The sequence below is a fragment of the uncultured Nostoc sp. genome, assembly GCF_964247315.1.
Taxonomy (GTDB): Bacteria; Cyanobacteriota; Cyanobacteriia; order Cyanobacteriales; family Nostocaceae; genus Nostoc.
This window is the reverse complement of record NZ_CAXTTT010000034.1, coordinates 40,026-60,288: the sequence shown is the minus strand read 5'-3', so window position 1 is coordinate 60,288 and position 20,263 is coordinate 40,026. Positions and strand designations below refer to the sequence as shown.

At 41.5% G+C, this 20,263-nt stretch carries 17 protein-coding genes; 8 read left to right on the top strand and 9 right to left on the bottom strand.

Annotated elements, in window-relative coordinates:
* Window positions 1-40: 40 nt before the first annotated feature.
* Window positions 41-937 (bottom strand): acetylglutamate kinase, encoded by an 897-nt coding sequence (gene argB, locus ACFE93_RS12630; protein WP_375473615.1) that lies wholly within the window; start codon window positions 935-937, stop codon window positions 41-43.
* 480 nt (window positions 938-1,417) lie between these two features.
* On the opposite strand from argB, the gene ACFE93_RS12625 reads away from it, so the two are divergent.
* The gene (locus ACFE93_RS12625; RefSeq protein ID WP_375473614.1) at window positions 1,418-2,020 is read left to right on the top strand and encodes a Uma2 family endonuclease; all 603 of its coding nucleotides are present in this window, start codon (window positions 1,418-1,420) and stop codon (window positions 2,018-2,020) included.
* Window positions 2,021-2,123: 103 nt separating this feature from the next.
* Here the strand turns inward: ACFE93_RS12625 and ACFE93_RS12620 are convergent, their stop codons facing one another.
* The 3 genes from ACFE93_RS12620 to ACFE93_RS12610 are packed head-to-tail and all read right to left on the bottom strand — an operon-like array spanning window position 2,124 to window position 3,429.
* On the bottom strand, window positions 2,124-2,459 hold the full coding sequence (locus ACFE93_RS12620; RefSeq protein WP_375473613.1) for a XisI protein: 336 nt from the start codon (window positions 2,457-2,459) through the stop codon (window positions 2,124-2,126).
* Between the two features lie 44 nt (window positions 2,460-2,503).
* Entirely contained in the window at window positions 2,504-2,863 is a 360-nt protein-coding gene (locus ACFE93_RS12615; RefSeq protein ID WP_375473612.1) for a XisH family protein, read from the bottom strand.
* Window positions 2,864-2,883: 20 nt separating this feature from the next.
* Window positions 2,884-3,429, bottom strand: coding sequence for a shikimate kinase (locus ACFE93_RS12610; RefSeq protein WP_375473611.1), 546 nt, complete (start codon window positions 3,427-3,429; stop codon window positions 2,884-2,886).
* Window positions 3,430-4,136: 707 nt separating this feature from the next.
* On the opposite strand from ACFE93_RS12610, the gene ACFE93_RS12605 reads away from it, so the two are divergent.
* The gene (locus ACFE93_RS12605; RefSeq protein ID WP_375473610.1) at window positions 4,137-4,331 is read left to right on the top strand and encodes a hypothetical protein; all 195 of its coding nucleotides are present in this window, start codon (window positions 4,137-4,139) and stop codon (window positions 4,329-4,331) included.
* 22 nt (window positions 4,332-4,353) lie between these two features.
* Here ACFE93_RS12605 and ACFE93_RS12600 read toward each other — a convergent pair whose 3' ends face one another.
* From ACFE93_RS12600 to ACFE93_RS12590, 3 genes are all read right to left on the bottom strand, one after another.
* Window positions 4,354-5,055: a LapA family protein gene (locus ACFE93_RS12600; RefSeq protein ID WP_375473609.1), complete on the bottom strand. Its 702-nt coding sequence runs from the start codon at window positions 5,053-5,055 to the stop codon at window positions 4,354-4,356.
* A 234-nt stretch (window positions 5,056-5,289) separates the two neighbouring features.
* Window positions 5,290-5,910: a flavin prenyltransferase UbiX gene (locus ACFE93_RS12595; protein WP_375473608.1), complete on the bottom strand. Its 621-nt coding sequence runs from the start codon at window positions 5,908-5,910 to the stop codon at window positions 5,290-5,292.
* Window positions 5,911-5,927: 17 nt separating this feature from the next.
* Window positions 5,928-8,282, bottom strand: coding sequence for a ribonuclease R family protein (locus ACFE93_RS12590; protein ID WP_375473607.1), 2,355 nt, complete (start codon window positions 8,280-8,282; stop codon window positions 5,928-5,930).
* A gap of 1,021 nt (window positions 8,283-9,303) precedes the next feature.
* On the opposite strand from ACFE93_RS12590, the gene ACFE93_RS12585 reads away from it, so the two are divergent.
* Entirely contained in the window at window positions 9,304-10,191 is an 888-nt protein-coding gene (locus tag ACFE93_RS12585; RefSeq protein WP_375473606.1) for a hypothetical protein, read from the top strand.
* Window positions 10,192-10,598: 407 nt separating this feature from the next.
* Here the strand turns inward: ACFE93_RS12585 and ACFE93_RS12580 are convergent, their stop codons facing one another.
* A complete protein-coding gene (locus ACFE93_RS12580; protein WP_375473605.1) occupies window positions 10,599-11,072 on the bottom strand; it encodes a hypothetical protein in 474 nt (157 codons plus the stop codon).
* Between the two features lie 780 nt (window positions 11,073-11,852).
* Window positions 11,853-12,464, bottom strand: a complete 612-nt coding sequence (clpP, locus tag ACFE93_RS12575; protein ID WP_375473604.1) for an ATP-dependent Clp endopeptidase proteolytic subunit ClpP — start codon at window positions 12,462-12,464, stop codon at window positions 11,853-11,855.
* Window positions 12,465-12,942: 478 nt separating this feature from the next.
* Between clpP and ACFE93_RS12570 the strand changes: the two genes are divergently transcribed.
* The 5 genes from ACFE93_RS12570 (at window position 12,943) to ACFE93_RS12550 (ending at window position 20,254) form a co-directional block, all read left to right on the top strand.
* A complete protein-coding gene (locus tag ACFE93_RS12570) occupies window positions 12,943-13,101 on the top strand; it encodes a hypothetical protein (RefSeq protein WP_334913277.1) in 159 nt (52 codons plus the stop codon).
* A gap of 340 nt (window positions 13,102-13,441) precedes the next feature.
* The gene (locus ACFE93_RS12565; protein ID WP_375473603.1) at window positions 13,442-15,502 is read left to right on the top strand and encodes a thioredoxin domain-containing protein; all 2,061 of its coding nucleotides are present in this window, start codon (window positions 13,442-13,444) and stop codon (window positions 15,500-15,502) included.
* Between the two features lie 106 nt (window positions 15,503-15,608).
* On the top strand, window positions 15,609-16,205 hold the full coding sequence (locus tag ACFE93_RS12560) for a molybdenum cofactor guanylyltransferase (RefSeq protein WP_375473602.1): 597 nt from the start codon (window positions 15,609-15,611) through the stop codon (window positions 16,203-16,205).
* A 214-nt stretch (window positions 16,206-16,419) separates the two neighbouring features.
* Window positions 16,420-18,744 carry a PAS domain S-box protein gene (locus tag ACFE93_RS12555; RefSeq protein WP_375473601.1) on the top strand — a complete coding sequence of 775 codons (2,325 nt, stop codon included), beginning with the start codon at window positions 16,420-16,422 and terminating at the stop codon, window positions 18,742-18,744.
* A 10-nt stretch (window positions 18,745-18,754) separates the two neighbouring features.
* Entirely contained in the window at window positions 18,755-20,254 is a 1,500-nt protein-coding gene (locus tag ACFE93_RS12550) for an ATP-binding protein (protein ID WP_375473600.1), read from the top strand.
* Window positions 20,255-20,263 lie beyond the last annotated feature (9 nt).

Below are 20,263 nucleotides of genomic sequence, written 5' to 3'. Positions count from 1 at the left end.
ATACTTCCCCTGCCTCGCCTGCCTTTCTTCCTCTACACCTCTAGAATGTAAATTGCGAACCGAGAATCATCGTCCCAATCCCAACATCAGTAAAAATTTCGAGTAACAGCGCATGAGGAATGCGACCATCAATGATGTGTGCTGCACGGACTCCTTGAGCAAGCGATCGCACACAGCAATTCACTTTAGGAATCATCCCACCGCTAACTACACCATTGGCAATCAACTCGCGGGCTTCGCGGATATCTACTTTTGGAATCAAAGTAGATTGGTCTTTGTAATCTTTTAAAATTCCACTGGTGTCGGTCAGTAAAATTAACTTTTCTGCCCCTAGTGCAGCAGCGATTTCTCCCGCTACAGTATCGGCGTTAATATTATAAGCTTGCCCTGTCTCATCTGCGGCAACGCTAGATACTACCGGAATATAGCCATTGCTAGCAAGGGTTTCCAAAATCTTAATATTCACATTGCTGACTTCCCCCACAAAGCCGATGCCTTCTTGACCTTGGGAACGGGCTGTAAATAAATTACCGTCTTTACCGCAAAGTCCTACAGCCAATCCACCAGCTTGGTTAATCAGGGAGACAATTTCTTTATTAACTCGACCAACTAAAACCATTTCCACCACATCCATTGTGGCGGCATCAGTGACTCGCAGACCATTCTTAAATTGTGGTTCGATGCCCAGCTTATCTAACCAACTGTTAATTTCTGGGCCACCACCGTGGACTACAATCGGACGCAAGCCCACGCAGGATAAGAATACAATGTCGCGGATAACTTTGTCTTTGAGTGTGCTATCTTTCATCGCTGCGCCACCATATTTGACAACAACAGTGCGACCGGCGAATTGTTGAATATAAGGTAGTGCTTCGCTTAGTACACGCACACGAGTGGCTTCAGCTTGCCTGATGTATTCAGAATCGTTGTCCGTCATGAGGAGCCTAACAGAGAGAGTTAAAACCTATTTCAGTCAGTGTAGAAGACTTTGTAACCTGTAACAATATCTCATAGCTGCCAAGACTAAAAATAGGCTTTTTGTATAAGTCAGGACTTACGCAAAAACTCTCTGAAACTCCTATTCCTCCGTGTCCTCTGCGACCTCTGTGGTTCGATTTTCCGTTACCTTTGCGTAAGTCCTGTAGGTATGACTCACAAATTATCTTGTTTGGATGTCCAGACACTCAGAAGCAAGTCAAGAGACATCGCAGTAATGCGATTCTGCTGGATGAAAAAGACTGTTCTGCTATTAAGGAAAATCTTTACTTATTATCGGTCTCAGAAATGTGAAAATCTATAAAATAAGAACTAGCAACCAGAATCGAAAATTATCAGGATAAATTGAGGAATTTATTGCCAGAAATGCTCCTTCAAACCTCTAGAATTGAAATCATTCGGCTGAAGCTAGGGAATGAAAATGACCACGCTGCTAATTCAAACTGAAAGCACACCCCTAACGGTAAATTTTCCCTCGCTGGTGCAGATGACAAATGAGCAGTTCTATGAATTTTGTCAAGCTAATGGAGATTTGCGAATTGAGCGTACTGCCAATGGGGAAGTCATCATTATGCCACCAGCTTTTTCAGATACGGGCAACCGTAACTTTAACATTGCTGCACAGCTTGGGTATTGGACTGAACAAGATGGCACTGGCATAGGCTTTGACTCCAGTACAGGTTTTACGCTACCCAATGGAGCGATGCGTTCCCCTGATGCTTCTTGGATTGAACTGGAGCGCTGGAATGCCTTAACAGATGCACAAAAAGCCTCATTTGCACCAATTTGTCCCAGCTTTGTGATTGAGTTACGCTCCTCTAGCGACCGCTTGATAAAATTACAAGAGAAAATGCAGGAGTACATCGATAACGGTGCATCACTAGGCTGGTTAATTGATCGGCAGAATCGAAAAGTCTACGTTTACCGTCCGAATCGAGAAGTTGAAATTTTGGAAAATCCCGAAACAGTTACTGCCAATCCAGAATTACCAGGGTTTATCCTACGGATGGGCAAAATTTGGTAACTTGAGTCTTCCTAATGAGAAACTTGTGTTTTGAGAACGCTAGGAATTGCTTCAAGTATTCGCTGAGAGTAAAGTGATGTTCGTTGTTCGAGGAGCGATCGCATTACGCTACGCCATAATCTGTATACTGACGTTTGTATGGAGCTTGCAAACCCAAGACAATATCCTCTCGTAGTACTCCCATCATCACTAATTCCTCTGCTGGATTGCGATCGGTTAAATTCTGTTGCAGCCAGATTTTGCCATCTTTAATATCAAAATGCATCACGCATCGATAAATACGATTAAATCCTTGCCAACCGACATTCATCCATTGAAAATGATTGCGTTCTGTGTCTAAAATGAGTTGGACTTCGACATCATTATCAGAGACATGATCACTGGCATAGTTCGTCAACAATGTTTTAACATACTCTTGATATTTTGTTAGTTTATCCACTGTACAATCACCTCATCTACTGGATTGTAAAGAATTAATAGCACCTAATACTGTTCGATCGCAGTTTGAGTAAACTCCAGTTGAAAAAATGTTTGGTACGTATCCAATTGAACAGCTAAGTATAATATTCGCTCTGGTTCATATCCTGCTAATGCTAGACGGTAACTAAGGAATTGTCCCAAAGCGGAGTAAAAATCTGTAATTGCTGAGGGGTTTAAAAAGCTTTTGATTTCAATTGCTATTTTTTCATTTCCTTTTTCTGCGGCAATTATTTTCTCTGCGCCTAAATCAATTTGGAAGTTGACTTGCCCAAATTTAAATTTTAATGGATCGCTCGTAATTATCCATTGTTCTTTTTGCAAGGCTTTTTTAACTGATTCATGAAAAATGTCTTTTGCAGACACAGTTAGCTCAATGTTCCCCATTAATGAGAAACAGTTTTTTTCAGCACACTAGGAATTGCCTCAAGTACTCGCTGGGCAACGTCTTCAGGCGTATCTCCCTCGCGCTCGGTGATGTGTAAATCGGCTTGAGAGTAAAGTGGTGTTCGTTGTTCGAGGAGCGATCGCAACTTACCTTTAGGATCGGCATCTTGCAGCAGTGGTCTTGTGGTATCCTCAGCTAAACGGCTGTAAATTATCTCCACTGGCGTATCTAGCCACACTATTAAACCGTGGTGCAAGTAACCCCAATTTTCTCGCCGTAGCACAATGCCTCCACCAGTTGCTATAGTCAACTTTGTAAAAGCACAAACTTGTGAAAGTACGTCGCTTTCTAACTGGCGAAACCTCGCTTCCCCAACTTGTGCAAATAACTGATTGATAGATTTACTTGTTGCTTGGGCAATGACATCATCGGTATCGACAAAACCATAACCCAGTTCCTTTGCTAGTAAGCGCCCTACTGTCGTCTTACCAACGCCCATAATACCAATTAAGTACAGGTTGACTCCTTGTAATAAGCTGCTCACCAGTTGCTTCGCTCCAATTATTTTTGAGTGCTAAGTCACAGTTTTAAATTATAAACTCAACAACTCAATCTAGGATTTAAAAATACGGAGTTTTGCACATATCGCGCAACCAGATAAAATTACTTGATTGACAATCGTTATGCGTTTATCAAATTTACTTGTAACTTTTCTAACTTCCAATTATTTTTAAAATCTGCAAACTCATCTTTTATTTAAGAGGAATTAACTGCGGTTATTACCATCATTCATGTATTTAAAGTAACTTAGGCAATAAATTAACGATTCTTCTGTGAAATTACCATAAGTAATAAACGATGAATTTCTCAGGAATGTAGTAATTTTCCTGAAGTAACCAGATAATTGCTGCATAGCGATCGCAATGCTTAACTAAAAAATTAACCTAGCTTGTTTGAAACTTTATCCAATAATATCTGTCTATCTAAATAATCAGGGTTTTTACTCTGATGGTTAATTTTAAGTATATACAATACTGTGTTTCTAACAGCACAGGGTCGTTAGTCTAAAAGTTTAGTTATAACAAGACCCGCTCAATTAAATGTTTCTAATAAAGGTGTAAATAATGACTAATTTACCGCGGTCGCCCAAAAAAAGCTTGCAAAGAAATTGAAGTTTCGACACAAAGACTACTGCATATTCCACCCCAATAAGCCTGAATGAATAAATATTGTATGAATAAGGTGTCAACCATGACTCGAATTCGTGACGTTGTAGAAAGAGCTTTAGTAACCGGCTATTTAACAGTTGAAGCTGAAGAGCAACTACGACAACTGTTGACTACCCGATATGACTTGGAAGATTTTAATGCTTTCATGACTTTGCAGGAAGCTGCTATGACTGGTAAGGTCAAGCAGGAATCTAGAGAGCGGTGTGGCATCAAATAGAGATGTAGCCTGCTACTACATCTCACTGACGGGGGCGTTTACCATCATCTTCAAAATCATCATCATCCTCAAAAAATTCCCAATCATCATCATCTGCTTGATTGGTAGTTGGCGGCTGGTAAGGGGGGATAATTACCCGGTAATCAGCATCGTAAATTGATTCAGTTTTTCCCGCAGCTGTATTTTTTGGCTCGCGGTAGCTGTAAGAGTAAACTGAACCAGACCGAGAACTGCTTTTGGCTTCTGATTGACGTTCGTAAGTTGTTGAGTCTTTAGGCTGTTGAGCTTGAGAATTAGGAGTAGGTGCTGACTCTGACTGTTCATCAAAGTTCCAATCATCATTTCTATTGCTATTTGTCTCCCAATCATCAAATACCTCACTGCTAGACTCTTCATTTTTATTAGCTGGTGGTGGAGAACTGGCAGGGCGAGATGTAAATTCTTCTCTTTGGGTTGCTTTTACACGACTTGAAGGGGTGGTTGCTCTGTTAGGAGTTTGGCGTTGTCCTGCCACAAAATAATTAGATAAATTAAATAAGGTAGCAATCAATATCGATGTGAAAGCACCAGTGGCAGTACTGAACAAAATCCATATCGCTAGTGGTAATGGTTGAGTTCGCACGCCCAAAAATACTAGCGATAGGGCAGGTGAGAAATTTTGGACTAATAACAGCGTTAGTCCTCCCAGTACTGCCACCAATAAAATTAAGCGAATTACAGCCATAAAAAAGGTAAAAGGTAGAAGGCAAAAGGCAAAAGGTAAAAGGTAAAAGGCAAAAAGCAAAAGGCAAAAAGCAAAAGTAACTCTATCTTTCTTTTACCTTTCGGGTGACGCTTCTGCGTCGCTAACGCCACTTGACGCCAGTCCGCTCAAGTCGGGAGACCCGCCCACGCGGCTGGCTCCTTTATGCAGGTGTTCCCGTCCACCGCAGTGGCTCACCTTTTTACTTTTACCTTTTTACTTCCTGCCTTGCCACCGCTGAATTGGGATGCAGTCAATATCTAGTTGATCTAAAGCACGGGCAACTACAAAATCAACTAAATCCTCGATGGTTTGGGGATTGTGATACCAGGCGGGAATAGCGGGGACAACTCTCACTCCAACTTCTGCTAAAGAGGTTAAGTTACGTAGATGGATGAGACTAAAAGGGGTTTCACGCGGCACAATAACCAGCTTTCGCCCTTCTTTGAGTTGGACATCCGCTGCTCGTTCTAGTAGATCGGAACTCAAGCCAACCGCTAGCTTTGCCACTGTACTCATGCTGCATGGAATAATCATCATCCCCAGAGTGGCAAAGGAACCACTGGCAATTCCGGCTCCAACATCGCTCCAAGGATGACAGCGGAGTTTACCCAAAAGTGCAACACCAGCTTGCTCTCGCCAGAATTGTTCTTGCCCAGTTGGTTCTGATGGCATCCGAATTTCCTGTTCTGACTGCCAAACCATGTAAGTTGATTTAGAGGCAACCAATTCAATACTATACTCCGCTTCTAGCAAAAATTTGATCGCGCGAACAGCGTAAATCAGACCAGATGCGCCCGATACGCCTACAATTAAAGGTTTGGTGTTATTTGACACGTAAATTTTAGTGGATTTTACTCATCTTCAGAGTAAGGGTCTAGGTCATCAGGCTCCATGTCATTTGGTAAGTAGAGGTCTGAAAGCTCGTCATGGGAATCATTGTCAGTTAAACCTTTGGCGACGCCATCACTGCCGACTGTTACCAAATCAATTTGCTGACGGTAGTAATCGACACTTTTAACTTGGACGGCAACGCGATCGCCTAATCTGTAAGAAGCGCGATTTTTGCGCCCAAACAGTGCTTGTTGTCTGGCGCGATATTCATACCAATCATCTTTGAGAGAACTGACGTGTACCAACCCTTCTACCCTCAAAGGCACACCAGGATTACTGCTAGACTCCACCTCAGCGGCTGGGACTTCAATTTCTACAAAGAAACCGTAGGATTGAACCCCAGTAATCACACCTTGAAATACCTGACCGATGCGTTGCTTCATCAGTTGGGCTTTTTGCAGTCCAGCTAAATCGGCTTCGGCTTCTTGGACTTCTTTTTCTCGGTCATTTATTTGGACAATTACCCTAGTCAAATCGCTTTGCAGTTCTTGTTGCAATTCTGGGGGTAAAACGTTCCAGTTAATTTCCTCGTGGCTGGAGGAGTGGCGTAGATTAACGCGCTCTCTGACACGGGTATTGCGGCGATCGCGTCCGTTTTCGACTAGCGCGTAATACACTCTCTGCATGAGCAAATCTGGGAAACGCCGCAAGGGAGCGCTAAAGTGGACATATTGCGGTAGTGCCAGACCAAAGTGAGATCCTTTGGTGGTACTATATGCAGACGGCTTAAGTGTATCTTGTAATAAGTAAGTAAGAACTTGCTCAGAGGGAGATTCAGCAAAAGCTGTAGTCAAATGTTGGTAATCTAAGGGTTGAATATCAACTTCTGGATCTAATGTGAGGTCAACGCCTAAATTGACTGCCAATTTCAGCATTTCCTGGACATCTTCCATATCAGGAGTACCTTGAACTCGCCAGATAGCGGGAACACCAAGGGCATTTAAGTGAGTTGCAAACAGTTGATTAACTAACAGTACCAACTCCGTGAGTAGCGATCGCACTGGTAAATCATTCACCACTACAGCGCCGAGAATTCCCTCATCATAATAGGCGTTTTGGCTAGGTGGCAGATTCAACTGGAGGCTACCACGAGTCAATCGCACTTGTTTTACGGCAGTTTGCAAGACTTGGAGGTCTTGCAGGATTTGGGAAACCTGTGATGATTTATCTTCAGCTTCACCTGTGAGAATTGCTTGGGCAAGTTCAGTAGTCAGTGCAGTCTCGACATTGATTACGCTGGGTTGAATTTCCCATTCCAGCACTTCTCCCGATTGGGGATCGATGGTAATTAAAAAAGAGATGGTTAAGCGATCGCTCCCAGGTACTAAAGAACAGCGTTCTGCCACTGTTGGGGGCAAGATTGGCAACACCAATTCTCCTAGATAGACTGATTTGCCCCGTTTGAGTGCTTCTCTATCTAGGGCTTCGTCAGGTTGGACATAGTGAGAAACATCGGTGATATGAACGCCCAAAAGCCAATTTCCGGCTAAGTTTTTTTCTAAACTAAAAGCGTTTTCTATAACTTTGGTATCACTATTTACCCCTTCAATCGTGAGAGTATACAAATTACGTAAATCCAGCCGATTTTTCAGGTCTGCTTTGAGGAGCTTTTTGGGCAACTTGGCGGCTGCTTCTAAAACATTATCTGGAAAAGTCCGGGAAAGGTCGTGTTTGCACGTAACTAAATCTATATCAGCAGCAGCTTCGGCATCGCTACCGAGGATTTGCACCACTCGACCAAGCGGAGGATATTGTGCCAACGGGTAACGTAAAACTTCCACATGAACCAGATGATCGATCGCATCTTCTAACTTTGCCCCGTTCGGTTGAATCTTGAGTTCAAACAGCAATCGATCGTCTAAAGGCACAGCCCGAAAACCAGTTTCTACTTGCTTGATTCGTGCTAGTAAGGTGTGGTTAGAACGTTCGAGAATCAGCTTCACCTCACCTTCTGGAGAGCGACGGCGACTGCCTTCTTTCAGAACTCTCACCAAAACGCGATCGCCATTCCAAGCATTACTCAGATGACTTTCGCGGATGTAAATATCCTCGGCTCCTTCTACATCTTGAATAGCAAAGCAAAAGCCTTTACTAGAACAACGGAGTTTTGCCTCAATTATTCCCTCTTCTGAAACACGGCGGTACTTGCCCCGTTCCTTCACTAAAATACCGATTTTTTCCAGAACATCTAAGGCAATGTGAAGCTTTTGTAAACTTTTTTCATCTTCACAGCCAAGTTTCTTTTCTAAAACCTTCCGAGCTACCAATTTATCATCGGTGAAATTGGCAAGGAGTGTAGCGATTGAAAATTCCATGCAGTGAACCGACCTTTGGTCAAAACATCATTTGTTGTTTAATCTGGTTCATTTCTGTATACCCTCACGGCTTACAGAAATAAGCTGGAAACTAATTGCCTTGAAGCAAGCTTCCTAAGTTCTAAGGAAAGGAAGCCAGACTCAGTAAGAGCGAGAAACTACTCCCGCAGTTCCTTTGCAAAGAAGCCGACCCACGGACAACTCTGGGCATTTACGAACTTCTCACTGCACGGTGCTCTCAGAATTCGCCTGCGTTCAAGTCCCTTCACCTAACCAAACTTAAGATTGCACGCCTGATTAAAATTTAGCCCCGCTAGTTAATTACGCGACGGGTTTTTGAGAAGCTGGGTTTAGAGAATCCATACTGCCCAAAAGCGCTATGCAGGGGAGCCACTGCCATCTTGGGGTCTCCCCAAGTGGAGGAGGCAGTGCGGTCTTGGGGTCTCCCCAAGTGGAGCAACTGCCGTCAAGTGGCGTGGAAACTACAGGTGTTTGATTGTCTAGAGAGAAGGTAATTTTACGCCATTAGACTCTGATTTTTAACTAGGAGGAACTGCTGGTGAACCCAATTTTCCCACATGTAGAATCGGTAACAATTAGGTAAGCAGCTTAATAAGCAGCGAGGGCGAACCTTATCTCCATTATTGTAGATTTAGAGGGCACTTCCAGAAAATAGTTCTAGATATAGACTTGGGTAATTAGTATAGCATTGCAAGCAAGACTACCCAGATTAAGTTAGCACTGACCAAAAATTTCGTCAAAAAAGAGCTACTGCTACAATCGGAACACCAGGCAAAGCAAGAATATTACCTTGATGGCTTAGAGCAGAGAATTATACCTACTCATCGTCTGCCAAGAAACTGATGACACATAGTAAATAATTAAAAATGAATAAATGCAATATTGGCAGGCATCCTGCGTATCGAGTGGATGTAAATTAAAGTAAGGGCAACCGATCTCGCTTGAACATACAGGCAGTATCAACCCCGTTATTAAAAATATTTAGATTGGTAGCAGTATTATGTTGGCTCAATTCCAGAGCTTGTATCCCAAGGGCAGTCTGATTTCTGAATTAGTGCAAATTTTTCAAGGAAAATATATTGTCCGAGCAAGCGTGCAAATTGAAGGCGTAACCCGTGCTACGGGTATGGCAGCAGCAGAAACAGTAGAAGCAGCAGAAGACCAAGCCAGAACCAGGGCACTGATAGTTTTGGGTATTACAAACGCGCCACCAGAATCAGTGGCGTTGACCTCAAATCCAGTTTCTCCAGCACAGCTAAATCCTGACTTGAATACTAAAGGTGGATTGAGTGAGTCTGCTGCTTATTCCTCTGCAAAAGATGAGGATTTTGTTAGTAGTCAGTGGTCAGTAGTCAGCAACAAAGAGATATCTATACCGCCTTCCAAACAACAGAACATCAAACCAGAAGTAGTAACAAGCAGTAACGAACAATACGGCTATAGCAATGCTGCGCCCCTATCAAACGATACCTATAGCCAGGATTTAGATCAAAACTTTCCGATGACTGCCAACCGGGAGCTAGAATTCGATCCTCCAGTTGAGAACTTGGAAATAAATTTTGATAACCAGCCAGAAAATCAAACCTTTCCGGCAATTTCTGCCAACAATGTCACACCATTTACACCTCGGAGTTACAGCCCTCAAGAAAATGTCATTACCCCGCCAGCAACAGCAAAGAGAAAGAAAAAAGCTGAACCCGTGGATTTATCGGATGTAATTGCTAAAACAGATGTCGAACTTCAGCGCTTAGGCTGGACACCAGAACAGGGACGGGAGCATCTAATTGAAACCTACGGTAAGCGCGGGCGGACTTTGTTGACTGAAGAAGAATTACACGGATTTCTCAAATACTTACAATCTCAGCCAGACCCAATAGCGGGATTTTAGTTAGTAATTAGTCATTCGTCATTTTTAATTAGGACTTACGCACACTCTACGAATTCTCGGCGCTCTTCTCTTCGATACGCTGCGCGTTGGCGGAAGCCTCTCCAAGAGTTGGCGGTTCTATAAATTAAGCTTTTTAGCAATTTGTGCATAACTCTTAGTAATAACTAATACGAAATTGCCAAAGATAGTATTATTTGTGTGGAAATAACAACTGTCATTGACTATGCCTCGTGTGCGAATTGAAATTGTGCCGCACCTGGGCTATCCAGAATTGACTCGTCTAGAACTTATGCATTGACTAAAGTAGACAATTAGTGAATAAGGGTTAATGAGGGAAAAATACCCTCCTGAGTCGAGAAAGATCAAAAGCGCGATCGCGCTTTTGATTGGCTAGTTCGCAGTATTGACTACACCCGTGCATCTACACTGACTTGATACTGAACTTTGTTTGAGCTAAACTGTCTGCTCCGGATAATGACGAAGTAATTTCCTGCGGCTAGATTCTGGCGTGTAATTTGGTGGGAAAATGAGTCGCGACTTTGACCAATCACTTCGCCTTGATTGCGATCAATTTGACCATTGTTGTTTGAATCCCTAACTAATAACAAATCTGTCCGTCCTCCGTTCGGGGCAACCCCTTCCAGTCTTAAACGTAAGTTAGAGCGCCCCGTGAGTAGCACTTTTCTAAAGTCTTCTAAGTCATCGGTGGTGGTCACATCGCCTTTGATCTGAAGAAATCCTTGACCACTATTCAAATTCCCCTCGAAATCCGCTGCAAAAATGCTATTGTCGTTATCGGGTGTCGCAAAAGCTGGGGAAATTAATCCACAAGTCAATAAAGTTAGCAACGTTAGCTTTAAACTCGATTTGAAGTAATTCATGATGTTTCTTCCTGAAGATAAATGATTGATTTTTGGTATTACACACTGTACAAAAGGACTATCATGTGTGTAATGAAATTTAGTCGTTTCACTCTATTGGACACTACCTTTAGATCGCTAGCGATCGCTGGCTAATAGTAAAAAAATCAAAATTGAATGCCTGAAAATCCATGTCCATATTTAGTTAGTTCTCTCAATGCGTAAGTCCTAAAGTACTTAAAAGTTGCATAATTTTGTACTCTTGATTGTTTGAGAATTAGTAGGCAAAGTTTAAAATTTAATAACTTTAATAGTTCATCTTCTCCGAGGTATAGTAGGTGAATTTGAGTGGAGGGCAGTTGACTTGGTGTCTTTGTAACCTAAATCTAAATTAAGCTTTTCATAAAAAAAATACAGTCTGAAAAAGACTTTAATAGTATGAAGTTGAAAATAAAATTCAAATTGCTTGGTATTATTTAGTCACAAAAAGTCTGTTTTGATAACATTGCTCTACTCCAGCAAACTGGTTTTGAGGCTATTGTAGAGCGACAAATTATGGTTCTTCCCAACTTTTGATGATCCTATGTCAGGAGCGAAATGTGTATCTTCAGACAATTAAAAGTTGGAATTTATTTAATATCTGCTACCGGATCAAGACTACCTTCATCTCGACAAATAGGATCTTGACCCTTTAAAATCGAGTTTTGAAGTCAAATAACCCCTCTTCAGTTATGAAAAGGGGTTATTTTTAAGGTTTAAGGAAATTAAAAGTGGTAAATCACCATTTACCAATCGTGACTATTAATTAAGAACAGCAACTGCTGGGCGACTACCAGCAGCGTGACGGTCAATCACCTGGTCAATCAAACCGTATTCGCTGGCTTCCTCTGGCGACATGAAAAAGTCACGCTCAGTATCTTCAGCAATCCGCTCAATTGGTTGACCTGTATGTTCGGCTAAATAGTCGTTTAGCCGCCGCTTATGGTAGAGAATTTCCCGCGCCTGAATTTCAATATCAGTCGCCTGTCCTTGAGCGCCGCCTAAAGGTTGATGAATCATAATCCGAGAATGAGGTAGACTCATCCGCTTACCCTTAGTACCCGCGCTGAGGAGAAAAGCGCCCATACTCGCCGCCAATCCGGTACAAATTGTACAGACATCAGGGCGAATATGTTTCATAGTGTCAAAAATGCCCATACCAGCCGTCACCGAACCACCGGGAGAATTGATGTACATATAAATGTCTTTCTCCGGGTCTTCAGCATCCAAATACAGCAGTTGGGCAACAATCAAGTTGGCAATATTGTTATCAACTTGTTGTCCCAAAAAAATGATGCGCTCACGTAACAGCCGTGAGTAGATGTCAAAGGCGCGTTCACCTCGACCCGATTGTTCAATAACGATAGGAATCATGGAAGCGTGTTTGTGGCTACTTTAAATACATTTTATCGGTGACAGCACGAAACTGGGGCTGATTTCTACTATTCCCAGGTACATATAAGTAAATCTTGGCTATTCTGTCTTATTTAACAAAGGAGCAAAATGTGCTTTTGCAATAAATTCAACTTTTAAGGACACTTTTTAGCGACAAAAGCTGTCTAAGAAAATATCCCAATTTAGAGAAGAATAAATCAAAAAACTTCAATTGTCGCCAATCTTATATTTTGGATTTTGCTACACAACCTTGGCGATGTATTGATTAGACCGATAACCGAAATCCGATTTGCTTAGGAAATTATATTAACCATTAGTAACATTTTAAACATTTTTTTAGAATTTCCTACGGCATTTATGGAGTTATTTTTGTTAGATTCGGTTAATCGAGAGTACAAGGTGTATTTAGAATAACCAGTCGCAGTTGAAATGCTATCCACTCAGAGAGAGACGTGCCATGCTGGAAAAACTCATACAAGCCGCCATCATCACCTTCTTGCTCCATCTGATAGCAGGACTTAGCCCAAATACTTTAATGCAAACAAAGACAGCATCACCTATGCAGCAAGAAATGCCACCAAATATTGTTAGCTTGCTATTGCGATCTTTTCAATAGAATGTTTCATAAGTTGCACAGGTGTAAGTAATTCGGCGTACATAAACTTAATTATATAGATGATTCCTTTATAGTTAGCTTTGACTACAAAACTGCAATTTTTTACACTAACTTACTTAGGCAAGATTAAAAACATAAAGTATAATTCGCTCGTTGAGTTTTTTACTTACAGCAGTTTTCATGTATTTGAACCACATTTGTCGTAGGGGCGCAAGGACTTGCGCCCCTACCGCGTGGTCTATTTACCTGAAAATAGCTGGAATGTACATAGCTGTCTAGGCTCACACTCCTGAGAACAGGGTAGACTGAGCAAAGAAGGCAAACTTACTTGCGTTTGATTATGACTAATCGCCTTGCTGAAGCTAAGAGCCTCTATCTTCGCAAACACGCCGAAAACCCAATTGACTGGTGGCCTTGGTGTGATGAAGCACTTGCAACTGCAAGGGCGCAAAATAAACCGATTTTTCTCTCCATTGGCTATTCTAGTTGCCACTGGTGTACTGTCATGGAAGGCGAAGCTTTTTCTGATATTGCGATCGCTGACTACATGAATACTAATTATCTTCCCATCAAAGTAGACAGGGAAGAAAGACCTGACCTCGATAGCATCTATATGCAAGCTTTGCAGATAATGAGCGGCCAAGGGGGTGGTTGGCCTTTAAATATTTTTCTTTCCCCAGAAGATTTAGTACCGTTTTATGCTGGTACTTATTTCCCTGTAGACCCGCGCTATGGTCGTCCGGGATTTTTGCAGGTGTTGCAAGCGCTTCGCCGTTATTACGATACAGAAAAAGCAGAATTACAGCAACGCAAAGCCTTAATTATTGAGTCGCTGCTCACGTCTGCGGTGTTACAAGATGGTACAACAAATGAGCTTGAAGACCATGAATTACTGAGCCAAGGTTGGGAAACCAGTACAGGCATAATTACTCCTAGTCAATCTGGCAATAGTTTTCCGATGATTCCCTACACAGAATTAGCACTGCGGGGAACTAGATTTAATTTTGAATCTCGCTATGATGGCAAGCAAGTTTGTACCCAGCGGGGACTAGACTTGGCGCTGGGCGGCATTTATGACCATGTAGCCGGTGGTTTTCATCGCTATACTGTTGACCCGACTTGGACAGTACCTCACTTTGAAAAGATGCTCTACGACAATGGACAAATTGTGGAGTATCTGGCTTCTTTATGGAGTGCAGGAGTACAAGAGCCAGCCTTTGAGAGGGCGGTTGCTGGGACTGTACAATGGCTGAAGCGAGAAATGACTGCGCCAGAAGGTTACTTCTATGCTGCTCAAGATGCCGACAGCTTCACTGAATCCACGGCGACAGAACCAGAAGAAGGAGCCTTTTACGTCTGGAGTTACAGCGAATTACAACAACTGTTAACGCCTGAAGAATTAACGGAATTACAACAACAGTTTACTGTTACCTCTAACGGCAACTTTGAAGGACTTAATGTTTTACAAAGAAGGAATTCAGGCAAGCTGAGTGAAACGCTAAAAACGTCACTGAGCAAGATGTTTACCGCTCGTTATGGCGTTAATTCTAAGTCACTAGAAACTTTTCCTGCTGCTCGTAACAACCAGGAAGCAAAAACTATTAACTGGCCAGGTCGCATTCCCTCGGTGACAGATACGAAAATGATTGTCGCCTGGAATAGCTTGATGATTTCTGGGCTGGCTAGGGCTGCTGGGGTTTTCCAACAACCTTTATACCTGAAATTAGCAGCACAAGCGGCGAATTTTATTTTGGAAAATCAGTTTGTCGGTGGGCGTTTCCAGAGACTCAACTACCAAGGAGAACCAACCGTTTTAGCGCAGTCTGAAGACTATGCTTTGTTTGTTAAAGCTCTGCTAGATTTACAAGCTTCCAATCCTGAACATGAGCGATGGTTAGAAAATGCGATCGCTATCCAAGATGAGTTTAACGAATTTCTCTGGAGTGTAGAATTAGGCGGTTACTATAACACATCAAGCGATTCTAGTCAAGATTTAATTGTTAGAGAGCGTAGTTATGCTGATAATGCTACACCTTCAGCCAATGGAGTTGCGATCGCTAACCTTGTGCGTCTGGCCCTACTCACCGATAATCTAGATTATTTGGATTTAGCGGAACTTGGTTTGAAAGCTTTTAAAAGTGTAATGCATCGCGCTCCCCAAGCTTGTCCCAGCTTGTTCACAGCTTTGGATTGGTATCGAAACTCTACTTTGATTCGCAGCACAACTGAGCAAATCAACGCTTTGATTCCCAAGTATTTACCGGCGGCTGTGTTCGCCATCACATCTGATTTTCCAGAGGGAAGCGTTGGGTTAGTTTGCCAAGGTTTGAAGTGTCTTGCACCAGCAGAAAGTGTTGAGCATTTATTGCAGCAAGTGCAGAAAAGTCTAAATAGGGCGTAGGGTATAGGGCAAAACAGTTCCGAGTTTCGAGTTCCGAGTGCTGAGTAAAGAAGTGAGATTCCCCACTCAGCACTCAGCACTCCTGAAGAGCATAGGGCATGGGGCAATGACGAGCCGAAGCAAATTAACCGCGATTGTATTAGCTGGCGGCAAGAGTTCTCGCATGGGTCACGATAAAGCCTTAATTCCCATTCAAGGGGTACCATTGTTGCAGCGAGTTTGTGGGATTGCTCAAAGCTGCGCTGATACTGTTTATGTAGTAACTCCCTGGCCAGAACGCTATCAAGATTTACTTTTGGCTGATTGTAAGTTTATTCGGGAAGTACCTTTATCTGGAGAATCTCTAGCCCACGGGCCTTTAGTTGGATTTGCTCAAGGGCTAGCCGAAGTCAAAACAGATTGGGTGCTGTTGCTAGCTTGCGATTTACCAAGATTGCGGGTTGAGGTGTTGCAAGATTGGGCAAGTAGACTTGATAGTGTGGGGGATAATGCGATCGCAGCTTTAGCTTGTCATCCAAAAGGCTGGGAACCTCTGTGTGGTTTCTATCGCCGTCGCTGTTTGCCACAACTCTTAGAGTTTATCAACCAAGGGGAGCGATCGTTTCAACAGTGGCTTCGGCAATATCCTGTAGAAGTTTTGCCCTTAGCAGAACCAGAAATGCTGTTTAACTGTAATACACCAGAAGACTTGGCTTTAAGTTGAGTTGGGGAATCAGAACTTAATCGTGAACTGAACCTGCGGAAACTCTGGTTATAAAGTCATTTTTCGGATGATTTGAATTTACCTCTATAGTTCAACACAGTTCAGATCAGCCCAAAACCCTGATATAGAGATGCGATTTATCGTGTTTTGGTTGTTTGAGATTTAAACTCATTAAAATTAGTACATAATAAAAACTTTTATCACATAACCACCAATGCTATTTCCTGAAAATGAAAGCCAAAGGAGCTTTAATTTACTTTTCGCCAAAAATCCCACCCCTATGTGGGTATATAACCAGAATAATCTACAATTTTTAGATGTAAATGAAGCTGCTATTGTTCACTACGGCTACTCACGAGAAGAGTTTTTGCAAATGCGAATAACTGACATTTGCCTTTCAGAAGATGTGCCTATCTTGCTTGAATATTTAGAACAAAAGCACTCTAACTTAGATTTTATTGGGCGATGGCGACATCAACGAAAAGACGGACAGATTATTGATGTTGAAATTTTCACACAGATAATAGACTATGGCAGTTATAAGGATCGCTTAGTTCATATACGAGACATCACAGAACACAAACAAATAGAAAAAACTCTTCAACAAAGTGAAGCTAGATTTCGAGTTATTTCTGAAGCCATTCCTATTCCATTTATTATTTCACGGGTGTCTGATGGGTTAATTTTATACGCTAATACAGAGTTGTTTCAAACATTTCAGTTTTCTCCAAAGTATTTAGTTAATCGCAAAAAGATTAGAGATTTGTATCATAATTTGACAGATTTAGAAGTACTATTAACAGTTTTTAATCAGCAAGGTTTTATTCATAATTATGAACTGCAATTAAAAAAAGCAGATGGAACTCGTTTTTGGGCGATCGCTTCTTTACAGTATTTAAATTTTAACAATGAACCAGCAATTTTAACGGTATTTAATGATATCAATGACCGCAAAAATGCCGAAACAAAACTCCAAGAACAAAATGAGTTTTTGCGGATAATTTTTGAGAGCATACCATTGATGATTGCCCTAATTGCTCCTAATTGCAAACTCCAATGGGTCAACCAAGAATGGGAAAATATTCTAGGTTGGAAATTTCAAGATTTCCAAACTCGTAATGTCTTGGAAGTGTTATATCCTAATCTTGAATATCGACAGCATGTAATTAATTTTATGCAGTCTGCACAACGCAATTGGGGTGACTTTAGAACTCAGATGCGCAATGGTCGTTTACTAGATACGTCTTGGACGTATGTTTACCTTTCAAATGGTCAAATTATCGGTATTGGACAAGATATCACAGAACGTAAGCAAACTGAACTAGCTTTAAAAGCCCAAGCCGAGCGGGAGCAATTAATGCGAACTGTTTCTCAACGGATTCGTCAATCTTTGAATCTTCAAGATATTCTAAATGCAACAGTTCGAGAAGTACGAGATTTACTTGGGGTTGAGCGAGTAGTAGTTTATCAGTTTGACTCAGAGATGATCGGCACAATTATGGCAGAATCAGTGGAACCTGGATGGACGGTTTCTTTGGGTATACAGATTCATGATACGTGTTTTCAAACAGGCGCAGAAGTGGAATATTATCAGGGACGCAAACGAGCGATCGCTAATATTTATGAAGCTGGACTAACTGATTGCCATATTCGCCTGTTAGAACAGTTTGAGGTGAAAGCAAATTTAGTTGTGCCCATTTTACTCGAAGTAAGCTCTCAAAACCCTGGCTCCCACATTTGGGGTTTACTGATTGCTCACCAATGCTCTGGTTTTCGTGAGTGGGAAGAAAATCAATTAGATTTGCTCGATCAAGTGACAGTCCAATTAGCGATCGCAATTCAACAATCCAGCATCTTAGAGCAAGCTAAAACTGAACTTGTTCAAAGACAAAAAGCTCAAATCAAGTTAAAAACGGCCTTAGCTGAAAAAGAAGTTCTTTTAAAAGAAGTTCATCATCGAGTTAAAAATAATTTACAAATTGTCTCCAGTTTATTACAACTTCAGTCTCAAACTCTCAAAGACCCGGAAATAATCAAAGTTTTTCGAGAAAGTCAAAATCGAATTGAGTCAATATCTCTAATTCATAAAAATTTATATACTTCAGCGAATATCGGACAAATTGATGTCGCTGACTATATCAGTAATTTAGCAGCCAGCTTGCTAATTTCCTATCAAATATGGCCTGGTAAAATTTCTCTAGAAACTAATATAGATTCAGTAAGCTTGAATGTCGATCAAGCTATTGCCTGTGGATTGGTGATTAACGAATTAATCTCCAATGCCCTCAAACACGCTTTTCCCAATCAACAAGTAGGCACAATCAGTATTGCTTTACACAATACTGGCAATAGTATCGAAATGACTATCCGAGATAATGGGATTGGTTTACCAGATAATTTAGATTGGAGAAATACTGATTCTTTGGGTTTGTCATTAGTACATGATTTGGTTACAGAACAATTAGAAGGCGATATTACTCTAGAACGCGATCGTGGAACAGTATTCAAAATAAAATTTACGCAGTTAACTTTGCATTAATAAATATAAAATGGGTCAAGCTAGGATTTTAGTCGTTGAAGATGAAGTGATTGTGGCTAGAACTATTGCTAGTCAACTCAGTCAACTAGGATATATTGTTACAGGTACAGCTTCATCTGGAAAAGTTGCCATTGCCAAGGCATCGGAAACTCAACCAGAACTAGTATTAATGGATATTATTCTTAAAGGTGATATGGACGGTATTGCTACCGCCACTCAGATTCGCCAGCAGTTAGATGTACCTATAATTTATTTAACCGCTTATGGCGACGATCATACTTTAGAAAGAGCCAAAATTACCCAACCTTTCGGATACATCGTTAAACCATTTACTACAAAAGATTTAAAAATCGCGATCGAGATCGGTCTTTTAAAACACCAGTTAGAACGTGAACTCCGGGAAAATCGAGATCAGTTAGCAACTCTTTTAAACTCGATGAGTGATGCTGTAATTGCCGCAAATGAGCAGGGAAAAGTAACATTTATGAATCCTGCGGCTGAGGTGCTGACTGGCTGGCAGCAAAAAGATGCTTTAGGAAATGAGGCAGCAAAAATTTTTCATCTTGTCGATGAAGTGACAGAGACAACATTAGAAAACCCTGTTACAAAAGTGCTACGGGAACAACAGGTTGTTTATTTAGGGGAATTCACATCTCTAATTACAAAAAACGGCAAAAGAGTTCCAATTGGCGATAGTGTTTCACCACTAAGGCGAGGATCTGACCAGATAAATGGTGTAGTAGTTGTTTTCTGGGATCTTAGCGAACTACGCCAAACAAAATTGCTAGAGCAAGCATTAGAGAAGGAGCAAGAACTTAACCATCTCAAGTCCCTATTTATCTCTACCGTATCTCATGAGTTCCGTAATCCCCTAACTGTTGTTCAAACCGCAGTAGAACTCATGGAAATGCAAGGAGCAAATTTGACAGATACAAAAAGAGGCATCTATTTAAAGCGAATTCAAGGCGCTGTGCAATCTATGGAAAAACTCATGGAAGAAGTGCTATTTATGGGTCGAGCGGAAGCAGAAAAACTCATATTCAACCCTGCTCCTCTTAACCTAGAGCAATTTTGCCGAGAGTTAATTGAAGATTTTTTGATTGTTAAAAGCAGCGTGTGTGAAATTGTTTTTACCTGTCATAGTGAGAATACGTCTGCTGTAATGGATGAAGGACTTTTACATTACCTGTTTGCAAATCTTCTTTCAAACGCGGTTAAATATTCTCCCCAAGGTGGCAAGATTCAGTTTGATTTAATATGCGACCCAATTGAGAAAGTAGCAACTTTTTACATTCAAGATCGAGGTATGGGCATTCCCGAACCAGACCAAGCTCGACTGTTTGAATCATTCTACCGAGCCTCAAATGTCAAATCAATTCAGGGTACTGGATTGGGGTTAGTAATCGTTAAAAGGTGCGTCGATGCTCATAGGGGTCAAATCAGTGTCACAAGTGAAGTTGGAGTTGGTAGTAGATTTACAGTAATTTTGCCCTTAAATTCAGAATTATGAGTTATAAAT